General features: G+C 68.1%; 17 protein-coding genes and 1 tRNA gene. 11 read left to right on the top strand and 7 right to left on the bottom strand.

Annotation, left to right across the window (positions count from 1 at the left end):
- The 5 genes from LY40_RS17865 to LY40_RS17885 all read left to right on the top strand — a co-directional run.
- Positions 1-493, top strand: a 493-nt coding sequence (locus tag LY40_RS17865) for a methionine adenosyltransferase domain-containing protein (RefSeq protein WP_258937498.1), incomplete at its 5' end; no start/stop codon positions are given.
- 110 nt (positions 494-603) lie between these two features.
- Positions 604-1581, top strand: a complete 978-nt coding sequence (locus LY40_RS17870) for a carbohydrate kinase family protein (protein ID WP_183784096.1) — start codon at positions 604-606, stop codon at positions 1579-1581.
- A 2-nt stretch (positions 1582-1583) separates the two neighbouring features.
- A complete protein-coding gene (gene metH, locus LY40_RS17875; RefSeq protein ID WP_258937836.1) occupies positions 1584-5141 on the top strand; it encodes a methionine synthase in 3558 nt (1185 codons plus the stop codon).
- 249 nt (positions 5142-5390) lie between these two features.
- Entirely contained in the window at positions 5391-6851 is a 1461-nt protein-coding gene (ahcY, locus tag LY40_RS17880; protein WP_183784098.1) for an adenosylhomocysteinase, read from the top strand.
- A gap of 148 nt (positions 6852-6999) precedes the next feature.
- Positions 7000-7884, top strand: a complete 885-nt coding sequence (locus LY40_RS17885) for a mycobacterial-type methylenetetrahydrofolate reductase (protein WP_183784100.1) — start codon at positions 7000-7002, stop codon at positions 7882-7884.
- Positions 7885-8071: 187 nt separating this feature from the next.
- Here the strand turns inward: LY40_RS17885 and LY40_RS17890 are convergent, their stop codons facing one another.
- Entirely contained in the window at positions 8072-8596 is a 525-nt protein-coding gene (locus LY40_RS17890; RefSeq protein WP_183784102.1) for a hypothetical protein, read from the bottom strand.
- 341 nt (positions 8597-8937) lie between these two features.
- On the opposite strand from LY40_RS17890, the gene LY40_RS17895 reads away from it, so the two are divergent.
- On the top strand, positions 8938-10143 hold the full coding sequence (locus LY40_RS17895; RefSeq protein ID WP_258937499.1) for a hypothetical protein: 1206 nt from the start codon (positions 8938-8940) through the stop codon (positions 10141-10143).
- Between the two features lie 175 nt (positions 10144-10318).
- Complete coding sequence (locus LY40_RS17900; RefSeq protein ID WP_183784106.1) at positions 10319-10711, top strand: SCO5389 family protein; 393 nt, start codon at positions 10319-10321, stop codon at positions 10709-10711.
- A gap of 6 nt (positions 10712-10717) precedes the next feature.
- On the opposite strand, the gene LY40_RS17905 is transcribed toward LY40_RS17900, so the two are convergent.
- A complete protein-coding gene (locus tag LY40_RS17905) occupies positions 10718-11746 on the bottom strand; it encodes an LLM class flavin-dependent oxidoreductase (protein ID WP_183784108.1) in 1029 nt (342 codons plus the stop codon).
- Positions 11747-11873: 127 nt separating this feature from the next.
- On the opposite strand from LY40_RS17905, the gene LY40_RS17910 reads away from it, so the two are divergent.
- Positions 11874-13154 carry a cytochrome P450 gene (locus LY40_RS17910; protein WP_183784110.1) on the top strand — a complete coding sequence of 427 codons (1281 nt, stop codon included), beginning with the start codon at positions 11874-11876 and terminating at the stop codon, positions 13152-13154.
- A 168-nt stretch (positions 13155-13322) separates the two neighbouring features.
- Here the strand turns inward: LY40_RS17910 and LY40_RS17915 are convergent, their stop codons facing one another.
- The 3 genes from LY40_RS17915 to LY40_RS17925 all read right to left on the bottom strand — a co-directional run bounded on the left by LY40_RS17915 (position 13323) and on the right by LY40_RS17925 (position 15252).
- The gene (locus LY40_RS17915) at positions 13323-13646 is read right to left on the bottom strand and encodes a MoaD/ThiS family protein (protein ID WP_183784112.1); all 324 of its coding nucleotides are present in this window, start codon (positions 13644-13646) and stop codon (positions 13323-13325) included.
- Positions 13643-14758 carry a WD40/YVTN/BNR-like repeat-containing protein gene (locus LY40_RS17920; RefSeq protein WP_183784114.1) on the bottom strand — a complete coding sequence of 372 codons (1116 nt, stop codon included), beginning with the start codon at positions 14756-14758 and terminating at the stop codon, positions 13643-13645. Before LY40_RS17920 ends, LY40_RS17915 begins: the two co-directional genes overlap by 4 nt.
- Before the next feature lie 173 nt (positions 14759-14931).
- Positions 14932-15252, bottom strand: a complete 321-nt coding sequence (locus tag LY40_RS17925; RefSeq protein WP_258937500.1) for an Rdx family protein — start codon at positions 15250-15252, stop codon at positions 14932-14934.
- 73 nt (positions 15253-15325) lie between these two features.
- Between LY40_RS17925 and LY40_RS17930 the strand changes: the two genes are divergently transcribed.
- From LY40_RS17930 to LY40_RS17940, 3 genes are all read left to right on the top strand, one after another.
- A tRNA-Ile gene (locus LY40_RS17930) sits at positions 15326-15399 on the top strand.
- Between the two features lie 83 nt (positions 15400-15482).
- Positions 15483-16772 (top strand): tyrosine-type recombinase/integrase, encoded by a 1290-nt coding sequence (locus tag LY40_RS17935; RefSeq protein WP_258937501.1) that lies wholly within the window; start codon positions 15483-15485, stop codon positions 16770-16772.
- Positions 16773-17525: 753 nt separating this feature from the next.
- On the top strand, positions 17526-17831 hold the full coding sequence (locus tag LY40_RS17940; RefSeq protein WP_258937502.1) for a hypothetical protein: 306 nt from the start codon (positions 17526-17528) through the stop codon (positions 17829-17831).
- 84 nt (positions 17832-17915) lie between these two features.
- Here LY40_RS17940 and LY40_RS17945 read toward each other — a convergent pair whose 3' ends face one another.
- Both LY40_RS17945 and LY40_RS17950 read right to left on the bottom strand, forming a co-directional pair.
- On the bottom strand, positions 17916-19112 hold the full coding sequence (locus LY40_RS17945) for an MFS transporter (protein ID WP_258937503.1): 1197 nt from the start codon (positions 19110-19112) through the stop codon (positions 17916-17918).
- A complete protein-coding gene (locus tag LY40_RS17950; RefSeq protein ID WP_258937504.1) occupies positions 19105-20007 on the bottom strand; it encodes a dihydrodipicolinate synthase family protein in 903 nt (300 codons plus the stop codon). Before LY40_RS17950 ends, LY40_RS17945 begins: the two co-directional genes overlap by 8 nt.
- Between the last annotated feature and the right edge of the window lie 40 nt (positions 20008-20047).

Raw genomic sequence — 20047 nt, forward strand, 5'->3', positions numbered from 1 at the left:
TATTCTGATCAATCCGACGGGCCGGTTCGTGGTTGGTGGTCCGATGGGTGATGCGGGTCTGACGGGTCGGAAGATCATTGTTGACACCTATGGCGGGATGGCCCGTCATGGTGGTGGCGCGTTCTCGGGTAAGGACCCGTCGAAGGTGGACCGGTCGGCGGCGTATGCGACGCGGTGGGTGGCCAAGAACGTGGTGGCTGCTGGTTTGGCGGATCGGGCTGAGGTGCAGGTCGCGTATGCGATCGGTAAGGCGGCTCCGGTGGGGCTGTTCGTGGAGACGTTCGGTACGGAGAAGGTGGCGCCGGAGAAGATCCAGGCGGCGATCAACGAGGTGTTCGACCTGCGTCCGGCGGCGATCATCCGTGATCTGGATCTGCTGCGGCCGATCTACGCGCAGACGGCGGCCTATGGTCACTTCGGCCGTCCGGATGCGAACCTGCCGTGGGAGAACACCAACCGCGCGGCGGCGTTGAAGGACGCAGCCAAGGCCTGACGGTGAATCCGGCGCCGGAGGAGGCCGGTAGCAGCCAGTAGCCTCCTCCGGCGCCGTTTCCACGCGCGTCACACAAGCTTTCATACACCCAAAAGGGAGTGGACCCCGTTATGCGCATCGCCGTCATCGGCTCGATCGCAACCGACCATCTGATGTCGTTCTCCGGCAAGATCAAGGACCAGCTGGTCGCCGACTCGCTCGAGAACGTCTCGCTTTCGTTCCTGGTCGAACACCTCGACGTCCGTCGTGGCGGAGTCGCCGGGAACATCTCGCTCGGACTGGGCCGCCTGGGCCTGAACCCGGTCCTGGTCGGGGCCGTCGGGCAGGACTTCGGCGAGTACCGGTCCTTCCTGGAGAAGCAGGGCGTCGACACCAAGTCCGTCCACGTCTCCGAGACCCAGCACACCTCGCGGTTCCTGTGCACCACCGACGAGGAAGAGAACCAGATCGCCTCGTTCTACGCAGGCGCGATGAGCGAGATGCGGGACGTCGACCTGACGTCGGTCACCGATCGCGTCGGCGAGCTGGACATGGCCCTCATCGGCGCCAACGACCCCGAGGCGATGCTGCGTCACACCGAGCAGTGCCGCCAGCAGGGCATCCCGTTCGCCGCCGACATCTCGCAGCAGCTGGCCATCATGTCGGGCGACGACGTGCGCAAACTCGTCGACGGTGCGACCTACCTGTTCACCAACGAGTACGAGGCCACGCTGCTGCTGAAGAACACGGGCTGGAGCGAGGCCGAGGTGCTCGACCGCGTCGGCAGCTGGGTCACCACGCTCGGCGGTGACGGCGTGCGCATCTCGGGTAAGAGCCACGAGACGATCGAGATCCCGTCCGTCCCCGACGTCAAGGTCGCCGAGCCGACGGGCGTCGGCGACGCGTTCCGCGCCGGCTTCCTGTGGGCCCTGAGCGTCAACATGACAATGGAGCGCGCTGCCCAGGTGGGCTGCGTGTTCGCGAGCATCGTGCTCGAGGCCGTGGGCCCGCAGGAGTACACGCTGGACCGGTCCGAGTTCTCGAACCGTGTCGCCAAGGCCTATGGCAACGACGCCGCCGCCGAGATTGAATCCAAGCTGCGAGTGTGACGATGGGTAGCGCTTTTCTGTCGGCTCTTGAGAAGCGCGTGCTGGTCGCCGACGGTGGTATGGGTACTGCACTGCAGGCCTATGACCTCACGCTCGACGACTTCAACCACCTCGAGGGCTGCAACGAGATCCTGAACGAAACACGTCCGGATGTCGTCAGCGCGATCTACCGTGGCTACCTGGAAGCCGGTTCGGACGCGATCGAAACGAACACGTTCGGTACCAACCTCGCAAACCTGGGCGAGTACGACATCGTCGACCGGATCCGCGACCTCGCGGAGAAGGGTGCCCGGCTCGCCCGGGAGGCAGCCGACGAGTACTCGACCCCGGACAAGCCGCGCTTCGTGCTCGGCTCGATGGGGCCCGGCACGAAGCTGCCGACGCTGGGCCACGCGCCGTACGCCGACCTGCGGGACGCGTATGTCGACAACGTCCTCGGCCTGCTGGACGGCGGCATCGACGTGGTGCTCGTCGAGACGTCGCAGGACCTGCTGCAGACGAAGGCTGCCATCGTCGCCGCCAAGCGGGCGATGAAGCAGGCGGGGCGGCAGGTGCCGATCATCGCCCAGGTCACCGTCGAGACGACCGGCACGATGCTGGTCGGCTCGGAGATCGGCGCGGCGCTGACGGCGCTCGAGCCGCTGGGCATCGACATGATCGGCATGAACTGCGCGACCGGTCCTGCGGAGATGGGCGAGCACCTCCGGGTGCTGGCCGAGCACTCGACGGTGCCGATCTCGGTGATGCCGAACGCCGGCCTGCCCGAGTTGGGCCCGAACGGTGCGGTGTACCCGCTGCAGCCTGCCGAACTGGCCGAGTCGCTGGCCGACTTCGCCGGGCGCTACGGCGCTCGGCTGGTCGGCGGCTGCTGCGGCACCACCACCGAACACGTCGCGGCGATCGCCGAGGCCGTGAAGGACCTGGAGCCGGTGCAGCGCACGCCCGAGGTCGTCCCGTCGATCTCCTCGGTGTACCAGGCGGTGCCGTTCCAGCAGGACGCCTCGATCCTCAACGTCGGTGAGCGCACCAACGCCAACGGGTCGAAGGCGTTCCGCGAGGCCATGCTCGAGCAGCGCTACGAGGACTGCGTCGAGATCGCCAAGGCGCAGACCCGCGAGGGCGCGCACGTGCTGGACCTGTGTGTCGACTACGTCGGCCGCGACGGGACCGTGGACATGGGCGAGCTCGCCTCGCGCCTGGCCACGGCCTCCACGCTGCCGATCATGGTCGACTCGACGGAACCGGACGTCATCGAGGTGGCACTGAACCACCTCGGTGGCCGGTGCCTGATCAACTCGGTGAACTACGAGGACGGCACCGAGCCGGGCGGCCGTTACGACCGCATGCTGACGATGGCACGCGAGCACGGTGCGACCGTCGTCGTGACCTGTATCGACGAGGACGGCCAGGCGCGGACGGCCGACTGGAAGGTGCGGGTCGCCGAGCGGGCCATCGCGGACCTGACCGGGAACTGGGGCTTCGACGAGTCGGCGATCATCATCGACGCCCTGGTGTTCCCGATCACCACCGGTCAGGAGGAGGTCCGCAAGGACGGCATCGAGACGATCAACGCGATCAAGCGGCTCAAGGAGAAGCACCCGCGCGTGCAGACCACGCTGGGTCTGTCGAACGTCTCGTTCGGCCTCAATCCGGCGGCGCGGCAGGTGCTGAACTCGGTGTTCCTCAACGAGTGCCGTGAGGCCGGGCTCGACTCGGCGATCGTGAACTCGTCGAAGATCCTGCCGATGAACAAGATCGACGAACAGGCGCGCAGCGTCGCGCTGGACCTCGTCTACGACCGGCGCGACGGCGAGTACGACCCGCTGCAGAAGCTCATGGAGCTGTTCGAGGGCCAGACGGCCAAGTCGGGCAGTGCCTCGCGGGCCGAGGAGCTGGCCAAGCTGCCGCTGTTCGAGCGGCTCGAGAAGCGCATCGTCGACGGCGAGCGCACCGGTCTCGAGGACGACCTCGAAGCGGCACGCCTGGAGAAGGAACCGCTCGAGATCATCAACCAGAACCTGCTCGCGGGCATGAAGGTCGTCGGCGACCTGTTCGGTTCCGGCCAGATGCAGCTGCCGTTCGTGCTGCAGTCCGCGGAGGTCATGAAGGCCGCCGTGGCGCACCTCGAGCAGTACATGGAGAAGGACGACTCGGGCGGCAAGGGCAAGCTGTTGCTGGCCACGGTCAAGGGCGACGTCCACGACATCGGCAAGAACCTGGTCGACATCATCGTCTCCAACAACGGCTACGACGTGGTCAACATCGGCATCAAGCAGCCGGTGAACGCCATCCTCGACGCCGCGGAGGAGCACGAGGTCGACGTCGTCGGGATGTCGGGTCTGCTGGTCAAGTCGACGGTCATCATGAAGGAGAACCTTCAGGAGATGAACGACCGCGGTATCGCCGAGAAGTACCCGGTTATGCTCGGTGGTGCGGCGCTGACCAGGACCTTCGTCGAGAACGATCTGGACGAGATGTTCGCAGGCGACGTCCGCTACGCCAAGGACGCCTTCGAGGGCCTGCACCTGATGGACCGGCTGATGGCCATCAAGCGCGGTGAGACGCCCGAGGAGGACGCGGCCGAGCAGGCGAAGAAGGCCGAGCGCAAGGAGCGTCGCGAACGCTCGCTGCGGATCGCCGAGAAACGCAAGGCCGAGCAGCGCGGTGACGGTCCCGAACCGTCGCACGACGACACGACGCGCTCCGACGTCGCCGACGACGTGGCCGTGCCGACCCCGCCGTTCTGGGGCTCGAAGATCGTCCGCGGGTTGCCCGTGAACGACTACCTGCAGCTGCTCGACGAACGTGCGACGTTCTTCGGCCAGTGGGGTCTGCGGGGTGCAAAGAAGGGCGAGGGCCCCTCGTACGAGGAGCTCGTCGAGACCGAGGGCCGGCCGCGGCTGCGCGCCTGGATCGACGACCTCGCGACCAAGGGCATCCTGCAGCACGCGGCGTTGGTCTACGGCTACTTCCCGTGCTACTCCGAGGGCAACTCCCTGGTTGTGCTCGACAAGGACGAGCCGGACGCGCCGGAGCGGGCCCGGTTCACGTTCCCGCGCCAGCTGCGGGACCGCAGGCTGTGCCTGGCCGACTTCTACCGCACCAAGGAGCAGGCCGAGGCCACCGGACAGGTCGACGTGTTGCCGCTTCAGCTGGTCACGATGGGCCAGCCGATCGCGGACTTCGCGAACGAGCTGTTCGGGAAGAACTCCTACCGTGACTACCTCGAGGTCCACGGCCTCGGCGTGCAGCTCACGGAGGCCATGGCCGAGTACTGGCACCGCCGGATCCGGCAGGAGCTGAAGTTCGCTTCCGGAGCGGCGATGTCGGACGAGGACCCTGCCGACGTCCAGGAGTTCTTCAAGCTCGGCTACCGCGGTGCGCGGTTCTCACTCGGGTACGGCGCGTGCCCGAACCTCGAGGACCGGTCACAGATCGTGGACCTGTTGGAGGCGGAGCGGATCGGCGTCGAGTTGTCGGAGGAGTACCAGTTGCACCCTGAGCAGTCGACCGACGCCATCGTCGCTCACCACCCGGAGGCGAAGTACTTCAACACCTGAACAGGTGTGACGGTGCTTCGACATGTTTGACCGCGCAACAATGAGCCTGGGAAACTCGATACGAGTGGGCCGAGAGGCGCTGCAGCGGAGGATTCTCCGCCACGCTCGGCCACTTTCCCTGGCAACGAAAGGGCGCCTCTGTCACAGGAGGCCCATCGCAATTGCCGGAATCCCAGCTCACGAGCGCGTCGTCGGCGCGCGTCGTCGTGTAGGTGCCGGTAGGCGAGGGTCAGGATCAGAAAGGAAGTCATGAGTAACAAGTTGCAGCAGGTGAACGGTCTCGAGTTCGCCGTAGCCGACCTGAAGTTGGCGGAGGCCGGCCGGCACCAGATCCGGCTCGCCGAGCACGAGATGCCGGGTCTGATGGCGACGCGCCGCGAGTTCGCCGCGTCGAAGCCGCTGAAGGGCGCGCGTATCGCGGGCTCGCTGCACATGACCGTGCAGACGGCTGTGCTGATCGAAACCCTGGTGGAACTCGGTGCCGAGGTGCGCTGGGTGTCCTGCAACATCTTCTCGACGCAGGACGAGGCCGCCGCGGCGGTCGTCGTGGGGCCGAACGGCACGCCGGAGAAGCCGCAGGGCGTGTCCGTCTTCGCGTGGAAGGGCGAGACGCTCGAGGACTACTGGTGGTGCACCGACCAGCTCTGGGACTTCGGTGACGGCAAGGTCGCCAACATGATCCTGGACGACGGCGGCGACGCCACGATGCTCGTGCAGAAGGGTGTCGAGTTCGAGGCCGCCGGCGTCGTGCCGCAGCCGACCGACGAGGACCCGGCCGAGTTCAAGGTCGTCCTCGAGACGCTGCGCAAGTCGCTCGCCAGCGACAAGGGCCGCTTCACCAAGCTGGCCAAGGAGATCAAGGGCGTCACCGAGGAGACGACGACCGGTGTTCACAAGCTCTACGAGCTCGTGAAGACGGGCGACCTGCTCTTCCCGGCGATCAACGTCAACGACTCGGTCACCAAGTCGAAGTTCGACAACAAGTACGGCTGCCGCCACTCGCTGCCGGACGGCATCATGCGTGCCACCGACGTGCTCATCGGCGGCAAGGTCGCCGTGGTCTGCGGCTACGGTGACGTCGGCAAGGGCTCGGCCGAGTCGCTGCGCGGCCAGGGCGCCCGGGTCATCATCACCGAGATCGACCCGATCTGTGCGCTGCAGGCCGCGATGGACGGCTACCAGGTCACGACGCTGGACGAGGTCGTCGAGACGGCCGACATCTTCATCACCACGACCGGCAACTTCGACATCATCACGTCGGAGCACATGGCGAAGATGAAGCACCAGGCCATCGTCGGCAACATCGGTCACTTCGACAACGAGATCGACATGGCCGGCCTCGAGGCCACCCCGGGCATCAAGAAGGTCGAGATCAAGCCGCAGGTGCACGAGTTCACCTTCGCCGACGGCCACTCGATCATCGTGCTGTCCGAGGGTCGCCTGCTGAACCTGGGCAACGCGACGGGCCACCCGAGCTTCGTGATGTCCAACAGCTTCACCAACCAGACGCTGGCGCAGATCGAGCTGTGGACGAAGCCGGGCGAGTACGGCAAGGACGTCTACCTGCTGCCGAAGCACCTGGACGAGAAGGTGGCGCGACTGCACCTCGACGCGCTGGGCGTGAAGCTGACCAAGATGACCAAGGAGCAGGCCGAGTACATCGGCGTTGACGTCGAGGGTCCGTACAAGCCGGAGCACTACCGGTACTGATCACTTCGCGGTGAGGTCGTGTCCGGCGGCCCCGTCATCCGGGGCCGCCGGTGCGTACCGCGCGGGTCCGCCCGATGCGCATCGGGCGGACCCGCAGCCCGAAGCAGTCACCGTTCGTGTACCGGAGGACCCGAGAAGGCGGTTCGACATGAAAACCATTGCCCTTGAGCTGGTCCCGCCCGAGCTGGACGGCGGCTCGCAGGCCGCTGTCGAGGAAGGTCAGAAGGTCGCGCGCGTCGCCAAGGAAACCGGCCTGGACGGCGCCATCAAGCACCTGATGATCCCGGGCATGATCGAGGAGGAGTCCGACCGTCCCGTGGAGCTGAAGCCACGGATGGACGTGCTGGACTTCTGGAACTCGGTCAGTGGCGAGCTGGACGACGTGCGGGGTCTGTGCACCCAGGTCACGGCGTTCCACGACAAGCCCCAGCTCACCGAGCGGCTGCACTCCCTGCGTGACGCGGGGATGGACGGCATCGTGTTCGTGGGCGTGCCGCGCACCATGGCCGACGGCGAGGGTTCCGGCATGGCGCCGACCGACGCGCTGGCCGAGTTCACCGACGTCGTGCCCAACCGCGGTGCGATCCTGATCCCGACGCGGGAAGGGGAGCAGGGCCGGTTCGGCTTCAAGTGCGACCGCGGCGCCACCTACGGGATGACGCAGCTGTTGTACTCCGACGCCATCGTCGGCTTCCTGCGCGACTTCGCGAAGCAGTCCGACCACCGTCCGGACATCCTGCTGTCGTTCGGTTTCGTGCCCAAGATCGAGACCAAGATCGGCCTGATCGACTGGCTGATCCAGGACCCGGGCAACGAGGTCGTCAAGAAGGAGCAGGAGTACGTCGCGCGGCTCGCGGAGATGCCGTTCGAGCAGAAGAAGCGCGAGCTCGTGGACCTGTACAAGCGCGTCATCGACGGCGTGGGCGACCTCGGTTTCGAGCTCAGCGTCCACCTGGAGGTGCCGCTCGGCGTGTCCAAGCCGGCGTTCGAGGTGTTCGCCGAGATGCTTGACTACTACTCGCCGCTGCGCTGATCACTGTTCGCCGCTGGGTTGCGGCGCGCCGTGAGACGGCGGCGTCGACGAGCGCCGGCCCGTTCACGGCAGTTACCGGTCCCCGAAGATCCCGGGGACTCGCCTGCGGAGACATCCGCCTGCGAGTCCTCGGGATTTTTGCTGTTCCGCTCCGCCGCGGTCGTCGGTTACCCGCCTCGGCGTTAGCTCAACCGTCGGTGTCGGCAGCCGCTGCCCGGTGAAGGCGATGCCTGCCTGCGGACTGTCGTCGCTGGGTCTGCGCGGGCGTGCCGAGACGGTGCGAGTGCGGACGGTGCCGCGGGGTGTCCGCGGTCCGCTGCTGCGGGAGCGTCGTGGTGTCGGCTGGGACCGCCGAGAGGCGGGCCATGAGCACCCGGATGCCGTTGTCGAAGGCATAGAGCATGGCCTGCGGATGGTCGTCGTGCGGGCGGTCGTGGTGCGACAGCGGCTGGGCGAGGCCCGTTCCGCTGATCGTCCAGTTCTCGTCGCCCTCGACCGGTCCGGTGAATTCGACGGTGACGGGTTTGCTGACGGCCGAGCGGGGCAAGGACGGATCGGTGCCGGTCGGTACGAGCAGATCGCCGCCGGGACAGGCGTACGCCGCGAGGGGGACGGGGTCACCGCCGTCGACGGAGACCGTGGCGGTAACGCGGCGGGCCCGATCGCCGATCAAAGCTACACAGTCGTGGTGGGTCAGTCCGGTCTGCTCCATGCTCGCTCCCTTCCGTGCCTCTGAGTGCGCCCCGTGCGCGCTCGGAGGCGAGTTCGTCGCCGTCGGCATCGCCTCCGGCGCCGGTGCGGTCGTCATCGCTTTCGGATGTCGTGGCACCGCAAGGTTTTCGGCGGTGGGCGGGCGGAGAGTTCGGGTAGTGTCGATGGGGGTCGTGATCGCCGGTTCGTGTGAGCCGGCGATCAGCCGTGGACGGTCACTTTTCCCTTGGCACGCCGGACGAACCGATCCGTCCACACGGTGCCTCCCCGTGGGTGAGGAACCGTGTGGCACGTGGTGGATTCGGCTCCGGCGAACGTCGTCGGCGCGCAGTGGAGGTTGGCATGGGTGTTTCGCAGAACCGGTTCCGGATGACGTTCGCGGGCTACGACCGCGAGGCGGTCGATCGTCACCTGACCGCATTCGAGGAGCAAAACCGCGCCATGGCAACGGATCGGGCGTTCCAGCAGCGGCGCGCCGAGGCGCTGGCCGCGGAGCTGGCCGAGCTGCGGGAAGCGCACACCGCGCTGCGCCACAAGTTCGACCGGGTGTGCCGCAGCCCGATCGAGAACGACGGCCTGTCGGAGCGGATGCTGCGGATGGTGGAACTGGCGCACGTCGAAGCCGCCGAGATTGTGCAGGACGCACGCAGTCGGGCCGAACGCACGCGCACGGCTGCGGACGAGGAAGCACGCCGACTCCGTCGGCGGTACGAGCGCGCGCTCGCCGAACTGGACGATCGCCGCACGCAGTTGGAGGCGGAGTTCGCCGAGCGGACCCGACGCATCGAGGCTGAGGCCGAGGAGCGGGAGCTCGCGGCCGAGGAACGGCGACGCAGGCTCGGCGAGGAATCCGCCCGTCGGCGACAGCGGGCGGAGCAGGAGGTCGGCAAGGCACTCGCGGCGCGGCGGGCCGAATCGGAACGTCAGGTGCGGCGCCGTGAGGAGGAGGCCGCCGACCGTGCGGTCACGACCCTGGCGCAGGCGCGTGAGCACGCCGCCGAGGTGGTGGCTCGGGCGAACGCGCGTGTCGCCGAACTGGAGGGCACGGCGCACACGCTCACCGCACGGCTGCGGGAGACCCGGGCGATCCTGAGTGCGGTCGGTGAGCTCATCGACCCGGCCGAGGCGGAACCGGCACCCACAGCGGAATCAGGGACCGTGGCGGAGCCGGGGACCGTGGCGGAGCCGGGGGTCGTGCAGGAGTCGGAGCCTGTGGCCGGGGACCCCGGTTCGGTGGCGAAGGCGGTGCCTGCGCCGCGTGACGGCGGCGACGCCGGGCCGGCAGTCGGGCCCTCGATCGGCGAGGTCTCGAGTCTCGGGGCCGCGAGCACGGGGGCCACAGTCAGCGCAGGTGCCACAGGGAGCGCGGGTGCCACGGCCGGCGCGGGTGCCACGGCCGGCGCGGGTGCCAGGGCCGGCGCGGGTGCTGCGGCCGGCACGGGGGCTGCGGTGAGCCCCGGACGCTCGGAGTCGCCCGCCGAGGAAGGGTCGGAGACGCCGCCCGCCCGGGATGCGGCCGACGTGACCGAGACCGCCGGGGCGCGGTAGCTGCGCGTGGCGGCCCAGGCGCCCGGCCGTGTGGTGGCGATCGTCCGTCCCGGTGGCGCCGAGACCGTTCTATTGCACATGAACATCGGTTTCAGTAGCACTGGACGGGGTCGTCGTCGCCGGATGGCGGCGGCGGGTCCGAATCCCGAGTGCAAGGAAGGCTGGAGGCCGATCCATGTCGCTGAATGTGCCCACCGAGCTGCTGGACCGTGCGGAGAGTGGCGGCGTCGACGACGCCGAGTTCGTCGCGTGTGTGCGCGAGTCGCTGCCGTACGCGTGGGAGATCATCACCGGTGTCGTCGCCGACCTGGAGACCGAGGGTGGGCAGTTTGCGGATCACGCGACGCCGCCACCGAGTGAGGCCGAGCGCGGGCAGCTGCTGCGGGCGCTCGCGTCGGACTCGATCCGCGGTGGGTTGGAGCGGCACTTCGGCGTGAAGCTGGCGTTCCAGAACTGTCACCGCGTGGCGGCGTTCCGTCCGGGCGCCATCGACGGTGCCGAGTACCGCGAGTTCGTGTCGGCCCGTGGTCAGTTGTTGAATCAGAGTCCGGAGCTGCGCGACTGCTGACGTCGTTCACAACGGATCAGGGCGGCGGCTCCCGCGGAGCACGGGCAGCACCTCGGCGCCGAGGCGTTCGATGGTGGCCAGCGTGCGTGCGCGGGAGCCGCCGCCTTCGACCAGCATGAGAACCCGGTCGACGCCGGTTGCCGCGATCCCGGTGCGGAGGCGGTCGATGCAGTAGGCGGGATCGCCGACCGGATGTAGGTCGGCGAGCAGTTCGGCGTAGGCCACGGGGTCGCGTGGCTGACGTGGCCGGTCGTCGACCGGAATGTAGCCCGCGAGGCCTGGCGTGAGCCAGCGGGGCAGTGAGTGGCGGAGTTCGTCGACCGCCGAGGTGCGGTCGGCTGCGACGTGGGCGACGACGGTGGAGGTGTGCCGGGCCTGTGGGGTGCCTCCTGCCTGGCCGGCCGCCCGATCGTAGGCGGCGACGGTGCGAGCCTTCTCGTCGTCGCCGGCATGCATGCCGAGCAGGATCGGCAGGCCACGTGCCGCGGCGAGTGCTGCGGTCTCCTCGGAGGTGCAGGCGACCGTGACCGGCGGGTGCGGCCGGGTCAGGACGGGCGGAGTGAGTGGCACCTCGCGGAAGCGCAGGCTCGGCCCGTCACCGCGGACGCTGTCGCCGGTGAGGCTTGCGAGCAGCAGGTCGAGGCGTTCGGCGAAGTCGTGTTCATAGGCTTCGACGCCGGTGCCGAAGACTTCCAGGTCTACCCATGGGCCGCCACGGCCGACGCCGAGTGCGAAGCGGCCGCCGGAGAGTCGGTCGAGCATGCGGGTCTGTTCGGCCAGGGCGACGGGGTGAGTGGTGGACAGCACGCTCACGGCGGTGCCGACGGTGATGCTGCTGGTCGCTCCGAGGGCGTGGCCTGCGAACGTGATGGCGGACGGGCAGGTGCCGTAGGACATGAAATGGTGTTCGGCGATCCACGCCTCGTCGAAGCCCGCGTGTTCGGCGCAGCGGACGGCGTCGGCGGCGGTTTGCAGTGCCGCGCCGGGGTCGTCGTCCCCGAACACGGCGCCGAGGAGAAATATCCCGAATTCCACGGGGTGTAACCCTACGTGAGTTGCATCGTCCGATGTGGACCGGCGGGTGGCGCGTGCGCAGGTCGGTGGGCGTGTACGGGACCTACCGGCGGGTCACTGAGGCGGGTGAGTTGGTACCGTCGCGTACGTGGGGAAACTTCGATCGCGTATCACCTCGTGGGCCACGCGACTGTACCTGGCCCGAGCGCAGCGCAAGGGCGGCCTCGACCTGCAGAAGGTGTTGCCTGAAGCGGCCCTGATGCCGTTGCGGCGGAACGGTCTCGATCCGGTGGGGGAGCTCGCCGAGGCGCGGGCGACGGAGCCGGTGCGGAAACTGCCGGTGCCGTTCGGCTTGAACGTATGGCTGGTCAGCGGGTACGACGAAGCGAAGGCCGTATTGGGCAACGGCAAGGCGTTCAGTAACGATTTCGGCACTCTGATGGCCGAGATCGGCATGGATCCGGATGACAATCCGGGGGGTCTGGGGTTCGTCGATCCGCCGGTGCACACCCGCCTGCGCAAGCTGTTGACGCCGGAGTTCACGATGCGCCGGTTGTCGCGGCTGCAGCCGGGCATCGAGCGGATCGTCGGCGATCGGCTCGATGCCATGGAAAAGAAGGCGGCGGCGGGCGAGCCGGTGGATCTGGTCGAGGAGTTCGCGCTGCCGATCCCGTCTTTGGTGATCTGCGAGCTGCTCGGGGTGCCGTACGAGGACCGGGACGAGTTCCAGCACTTGGCGGTGGCGCGGTTCGACCTGTTCGCGGGTGCCGGTGCCGCGGTGGGGGCGATCTCGGAGTCGCTGGAGTATCTGCTGAAGGTCGTGCGCAAGGAGCGTGAGGACCCGGGTGACGGGCTCATCGGCATGATCATCCGCGAGCACGGCGACGACATCGATGATCGGGAGCTCGCCGGGTTGGCCGACGGCGTGTTGACGGGCGGGTTCGAGACGACCGCCAGCATGTTGTCGTTGGGTGCGCTCGTGATGCTGCGCGATCCGGAGACGTTCCGCCGGGTGCGTGAGGACGACGAGGCGGTGCGCCTCTTCGTGGAGGAGGCGTTGCGGTACCTGTCGGTGGTGCAGGTGGCATTCCCGCGGTTCGCGCGCGAAGACATCGAGGTCGGTGGGGTGACGATCGGCAAGGGCGACATGGTGGCCGTGTCGTTGTCGGGTGCCGACCGGGACGATGTGCTGGGTGCCGACCTGGAGACGTTCGATGCCGAGCGGTCGCCGACGCAGCATGTGGCGTTCGGCTACGGCGCGCACCGGTGCGTGGGCGCAGAGCTGGCGCGGTTGGAGTTGCGCGCGGCGTATTCGGCGTTGGTGCGCCGGTTCCCGAACATGACGCTGGCGGCGGACCCCGCCGATTTGGAGTTCCGGCAGACGTCGATCGTGTACGGCGTAGAGAAGCTGCCGGTGCACGTCGACTGACGGGCCGGTCGGCCGGTGGCCTGCGTTGGGTGCGGTTCGGCGAGCCTGGCCGGTCGACTGGCCAGGCCGGCCTGTTCGGTGAGACCGGCGACCCGTTCCGGCGGGGTGGCTCGGTGGGCCGCCCCGCCGGCCATGTCGGCTATGGCGTGTCGGCGAGCTGCTGCCGGGTCAGCCGCCTGCCATCGCGCCGATGATCAACAGTGGTTCGGTGCCGCGGACGACCGGGTCGGGTAGTGGGGCGTCGTGTGGTTCGTGGGACAGGTCTTCTTCGCAGGCGAAGAACCGGACGAAGGCCCGGCGCCGCTGTGTGTCGTGGTGCCGGATCGTGCCTTTGAGTACCGGGTAGTGGGTTTCGAGGACGTCGAGCACGGCGCCGAGTGTCACGGTGCCCGGCACGTCGAGCGTCAGTTCGCCGTCGTCGATGTGGGCGAGTTTGCGCAGGTGTGTGGGCAGGTGCACGCGGATCGCGGTGCTGGTGGCGGAGTCGCTCATGGCAGTGTCTGCACTTCCACGGACAGGACTGACGGCAGGTCGCGCACGATGGGCGCCCAGGTGTCGCCGGCGTCGGGGGAGGCGTACACCTGGCCGCCGGTGGTGCCGAAGTAGATGCCGCAGTCGTCGAGGCGGTCGACGGCCATGGCGTCACGTAGGACGTTGACGTAGCAGTGCTGCTGGGGGAGACCGTCGGTGAGCGGTTCCCAGTCGCCGCCGCCGGTGCGGCTGCGGTACACGCGCAGTTTGCCGTCGACGGGGAAGTGCTGTTCGTCGCTGGTGATGGGCACGACGTAGACGGTGTCGGGGTCGTGGGCGTGGACGTCGATGGGGAAGCCGAAGTCGGTGGGCAGGCCGTCGCCGATGTCGTACCAGCTGGCGCCGTCGTCGTCGCTGCGCATGACGTCCCAGTGCTTCTGCATGTAGAGAGTGTCGGGCCGCCCGTGGTGGCGGGCGAGGTTGTGGACGCAGTGGCCGACCTCCGCCTCGGGTTGCGGGATCTGACCGGACTGCAGCCCGCGGTTCGCGGGTTGCCAGGTCTTGCCGCCGTCGGTGGTGCGGAACACGCCGGCGGCCGAGATCGCGACGTGGAGACGGTCGGCGTCGCGCGGGTCCTGGATGATCGTGTGGAGGCACATGCCGCCTGCGCCGGGTTGCCAGTCGGGGCCGGATTCGTGGCAGCGCAGGCCGCGCAGTTCGTGCCAGGTCTGCCCGCCGTCGACCGAACGGAAGAGAGCCGCGTCCTCGACGCCGGCGTACACGGTGTCCGGATCGGACAGTGACGGTTCGAGGTGCCAGGCGCGCGTGAACTCCCAGGGGCGTTGCGAGCCGTCGTACCACTGGTGGGTGCCGACGTCGCCGTCGTAGGTGAACTCGTTGCCCACCGGCGTCCATGTCGAGCCGCCGTCGTCACTGCGTTGGATCTGCTGGCCGAACCAGCCGAGCGAGGCCGACGCGTAGATGCGGTCGGTGTTCTGCGGCGAGCCTGCCAGGTGGTACATCTCCCAGCCCGCGAAGTGCGGGCCTTCGACGTGCCAGTCACGGCGCGTGCCGTCGGCGGTGAGGATGAAGGCGCCCTTACGGGTGCCTACGAGTACGCGTACGCCGGCCATGTTGAGTCCCCTTCTCAAGTCGTGGTGTGGGAACTGTAACCGGCGTCACTTGTCAAAAACAAGCGTGCATCTGTGAAGCAAGATCATCGTCCGATGTCGGACGAGTGTCGTCGTGGACGAGCACGGTGTGAGTTAGCCCGGTGTGAACTGGTCCGGTGTCGGACGCGCAGCTGTCAGTTCCCTCGCCGGCCGTCACCTGCGGAGCGGTCGGAATGCCCCAGGTCGCGGGTGGGGTCGACGATGTCGCGGACCATACGCTTGAGGACCGACAATTCCGGGAAACCGCCGTCGACCCGGCGGGACCACAGCGTCCGGCCGTCCAGGCGGACGTCGAACACGCCTCCGGTTCCCGGAACGAGCGCGACCTCGGCAAGCGATGTTCCGAAGGTGGCCAGGAGTTCTTGGGCGGTCCATCCGGCGCGCATCACCCAGCGGCACCGGGTGCAGTATTCGATCTCGAGGCGCGGCGAACGCGCGTTGGCGGAGTTGGTCACGCAGATCAGTATCTCCGCTGCATCGCGGTCGGAACGGGTGGATATAGTGCAGCCTGCGCCGGTATCGGCGCAGGGGCCGGTAGCTCAGTTGGTTAGAGCAGAGGACTCATAATCCTTTGGCCGTCGGTTCAAGTCCGACCCGGCCCACCCTTCTGACCTGCATGTTCAATCGTTCGCCCATCCGGGTTTCGACCCTTGGGTGCGGGTTTGGGTGCGAGTAGTCTCCGGGCATGGCTCGCACCCGTTCCGGAGGTCGCCAGCGCGGTCGCATTGAGCAGCGCGGCGACAGTCTTCGCGTTGTCGTGTTCGCCGGGACCGATCCGGTGACGGGTCGTCGGACGTATCTGCGCGAGAAGATCAACGGCACGGACGATGCGGCGTGGCGGAAGGCCGAGAACATGCTGACGCAGTTGCGGGCCAAGGTGCTCAAGCAGCGATCGACGGCGTCGACGGTGACGTTCGGCTATGCGGTGGATGAGTGGCTGCGTACCGCCGACATCGAACAGAGCACCCGGGACAGCTATGTCGGATACATCGACCGCGTGATCAAGCCCGTGCTCGGCGACATCGCGGTGAGCAAGCTTGGTGCGCGCCAGCTGGAGAATCTCTACGCCGATCTGCGCCGCTGCCGGATGCGCTGCGATGGGAAGCCGTTCGTCGAGAAGCACAAGGCGAAGGACGAGCACGACTGTGCAGTGGCGGAGTGCGTCGTGCACCGGTGCAAGCCGATGGCGGCCTCGACCGTGCGGCAGATCCACTCGATCGTCAGCAGTGCGCTGAATGCGGCGGTGCGGTGGGAGTGGATCGAGAGCAATCCGGCCAAGAATGCCCAGCGGCCGAAACTGCGCCCGCCGGATCCCCAGCCTCCGACGCCGGCTGACGCGGCTCGATTGGTGGAGGCCGCGTTCGAGCTGGGCGATGATTGGGGGACGCTCGTGTGGCTGGTGATGACCACGGGCATGCGTCGGGCGGAGGTTGCCGGGTTGCGCTGGTCGCGAGTCGACCTGGATGCCGAGATCATCGAGATCCGGCACACCTATGTGCAGAGCAAGGGCCGGGGGCTGGAGAAGGACACGAAGACGCACCAGATGCGCCGCGTCGCTCTCGACTCCGAGACGGTCACGCTGTTGCGCGCGCACAAGGAGAACTGCCGCGCGGAGCTCGCCGAGCTTGGTGTGGAACTCGATGAGGACATGTTCGTGTTCATGGGGGCGCGTAGTGCCGATGCGACCACGCCGTATCCACCGGATGCGATCTCCCGTCGGTACAAGCGCATGGCGGCACGCCTGAAGCCGCCGGTCAATACCCACATCCACGCGCTGCGGCACTTCTCCGCGACCGAACTGTTGTCGGCGGGCGTCGATCTCCGCACGGTCGCCGGCCGCCTGGGTCACGGCGGGGGAGGAGCGACCACGCTCCGGGTTTACGCGGCGTGGGTGGCGGCGAGTGACCGGAAAGCAGCCGAGATCCTGGGTTCTCGACTGCCGAAACGGCCGCCGAAGGGCAGTGCCGAGGAGTGACCGGATCCGTCGGCGGCCGTGGAGTGTATTCCTACCCCGAAGGTGAGGTCGCGCTTGAGTCAGGTGGGGAAGGATTCAGCGGAAGTGCGGACTCTGGCCGCACGCCGCCGGCTGCCGACCGGGCTCTCGGCGTCATGGCGCCGCGACGGCGCCGCGGTCGGGTGCGGCGGGCGTGCTGGGGACTGCTCGTGGTGGGTGGCGCCTTCGCCGAGCGTGGCGACGACGGTCACCGGAGATTGCTGACCCGGTTCGCCACCTGGCACGTCTCACGTCGCCTACGTGAGAACCAGCCGGTGACCTCCTACCGGAAGAACAACGCGCGCACCATGTTGCGCGACGCCGAGCGGTTCCTGGCCTACCTCGCCGACCGAGGCCGCCGGATCGACGAGTGCACCCAAAACGACCTCGACACATGGACCGCCAGCGCAGAGAACCGACAGGTCGACAGCCTGCGCCCCTTCTTGAAAATGGTGCCGACGGCAACGCGAGCTTCCACCCCTGCAGCTGCCGCGATCAGTACCGACTCGAGCCGCGCCGCTGGGACAGCACGAGCGCGTCGCGTACGTCCGTCGCATCTTCACCGACGACACCATTCCGGTCGCAGATCAGGTACTCGCACTGCTGATCCTGCTCTATGCCCAGCCGCTCATTCGCATTGCCGGACTCACCATCGACGACGTGATCCGGGACGAAAACCAGGTACTCCGGCGCCGGGGAGGCCCGCCGACGCCAGTGCCTGAACCGTTCGCTGGGATGCTGACCAACTACCTCGACAACCGGCTGAATCTCAACAGCGCCGCGAACGCACGCAACCGCAGTCTGTTCCCCGGACGCCGTGCAGGACAGCACCTGACCACCACCTCGCTCCGGCTCCGGCTTCGTAACCTCGGACTGTCCAATCTCGACGGACGCGCTGCTGCGATCCGGCATCTTCTGCAGCAAGCTCCGGCACCCGTCGTCGCTGACATGCTCGGCTACAGCACGACCACCGCCACTCGGATTGCGTTCGAAACAGGCACCACCTGGCAGCGCTACGCGGCCGACAAGAACGGTCGCTGAGGTGGTCGTCCTTACTCGTCACCCAGCGGATGTTGTCTATGCGAAGGTCGGCTTGGGACCACGTCGACCCCGGCGCCAGGTGAGTCAGGTTCGACCTTTGCTCCGCTGAATCAGACAGACCGTCGCAGCGGCAGCCGAGAGGGCCGCGACGATCGCGACCGGCAGCCAGGAGGCTCCGCTGATGAGCGTCCCGGCGACGGCGGTGCCGGCCGAGCCGGCGGCGATCTTCAGCGCGCCGACCCAGATAAAGACCTGTCCTCGCGTCTCGAGCGGGGCGTACTCGCTGCGGGCGGCGAGTGTCGCAGCGAAGAACAGGGAGTTCGCGATCCCGGCCGCGCCGAACGCAAGGAGGGCCGTGGTGAAGTTCGGCGTCGCGATCACGAGCAGCAGTGCTGCAGCGACGACGGCTGCGAGGACACTGGTGAGCTTGTCGGAATCCCCGCGCAGCGGCCATGCCATGAGGACTGCCGATCCCGTCAGGCTCCCGACTCCGTAGCCGGCGACGAGCGTTCCGGCCAAGGCTGCATCGCCCAAGGACGGGGCCACTGCCACGGCGTAGATGGGCAACACCGCGACGGAGAAGGCGACGATGACGGTCAGGCCCAGGGTGCGCCGAAGCGGACCGAAACGCCAGATGCTGCCCAGCGTGTGGGCCGGGGACGGGACCGTGCCGGGGTCGTGGAGTGGTGACTGCCGCGGGAGGGCGAGGACGGCCCCGGCCCCGGCGATCGCTGCCGTCGCGAGGGCCAGGGTCGCGACGAGTGGGCTGGAGGTTGCAGCGATCCAGGCGACCGCAGCCGGCCCCAGGGTCCCGCTGATGCCGTAGCTTGCGACGTCCCAGCTCTGCGCGCGCCGTTGGCTCTTTTGGGAGCGTCCGACGATGGATGGCAGGCGGCTGCTGACTCCGCCGGTGAGCATCGGGCCGAACATGCCGGAGAGGATCAGCAGCAGCGCGGGGACCACGGCCCAGGTGACCGGCAGCATGAGGCCGGCGACGCCGAGGAACGTCCCGTGGATGAGAGCGGAGGCGGCGATGATCTTCCGTCCGTCGCGGGCGGTGTCGAGGCGACGAGCGATGAACGGGCCGAGGAGGTGTGGGGCGGTGATTGACGCTCCGAGCAGGCCAGAGGCCCAGTCGGGCTGGCCGGAAGCGTGGGCGAGCAGGACGATCGCAACGACCGCGCCGCCGTCGGCGGAGCGCACGAGGGTCGCCGCGACGACGTACCGTGCCAGGCGGCCGGAAGCTCCGGAGGCTGCCGCCCCGGACTCGTGCTCATCCAAGGCCGAGCAGATTGACCACGGCAGCGACCTGTTCGCGCTGCTGGTGGGAGAGTCCCTGGATGGGCAGGGGGAGGCTCGGTCGTCTTGCCAGACCGAGCTGCTCGGCGATCGCTGCGACGACGCGCAGACTGCCGCCGAACTGCGCGAACAGATCCCACAGTGGCGCGAGTCGCTGGGACTCCGCGACGGCGTCGGCCGCCCGGCCCGCTTGTGCGGCGCGGGTGATCGCCATCGCCGGTGCTGGCAGAGTCCCTCCGATGACCGAGTACCAGGCCTCGCAGCCAGCGTTGAGCCCGGTCGCGGCGGAGGCGTCGCCGGAGACGCCGATGGTGACGTGCTCCGGGATGACGGCTCGGATTGCCGCGACGTGCTGCCGAGCGGCCTCGGGATCATTGGGGACGCCGGGGATCTTGATTGAGGCGATGCCGGGAAGCTCAGCGATGCGGCCGTAGAGCTCGTTGCTGAACTCGAAGTGCGTGGTGCCAGGATTGTCGTAGACGATGACCGGCAGGTCGGTCGCGGCGGTGACGGCGCGGAAGAGTTCGAAGACGTCGTCGTGGGTCAGGGGCTGGTAGGTCATCGGGGCCAGTAGCAGCCCGGCAGCGCCTGCCGCCTGGGCGGCCTCGGCGTTGGTGAGGACATGTGATGTGCGCAGTGCACCCACTCCGACGTGCACCGGGGTGTCGTCGGCGTGCTCGACCGCGAGTCGGGCGACGCGAGCGCGCTCCTTGGTCGTGAGATAGGCGTACGAGCCGGTCGAGCCGAGTGCGGTGATCGAGTCCACTCCGGTAGCAGCCAGGCGCTCGATGAGGCGGGCGAAGGCGCGGGCGTCGACCGTGTCGTCGTGTAGCGGGGTCAGGGGGAAGGCGGAGAGTCCGGTGAAGATGCTGGTCATGGATGCTCCTTCGTGCGGACGGCCGACGGTTACTTGATAC

The organism is Prauserella salsuginis (genome assembly GCF_024648885.1).
Classification (GTDB): Bacteria; Actinomycetota; Actinomycetes; order Mycobacteriales; family Pseudonocardiaceae; genus Prauserella; species Prauserella salsuginis.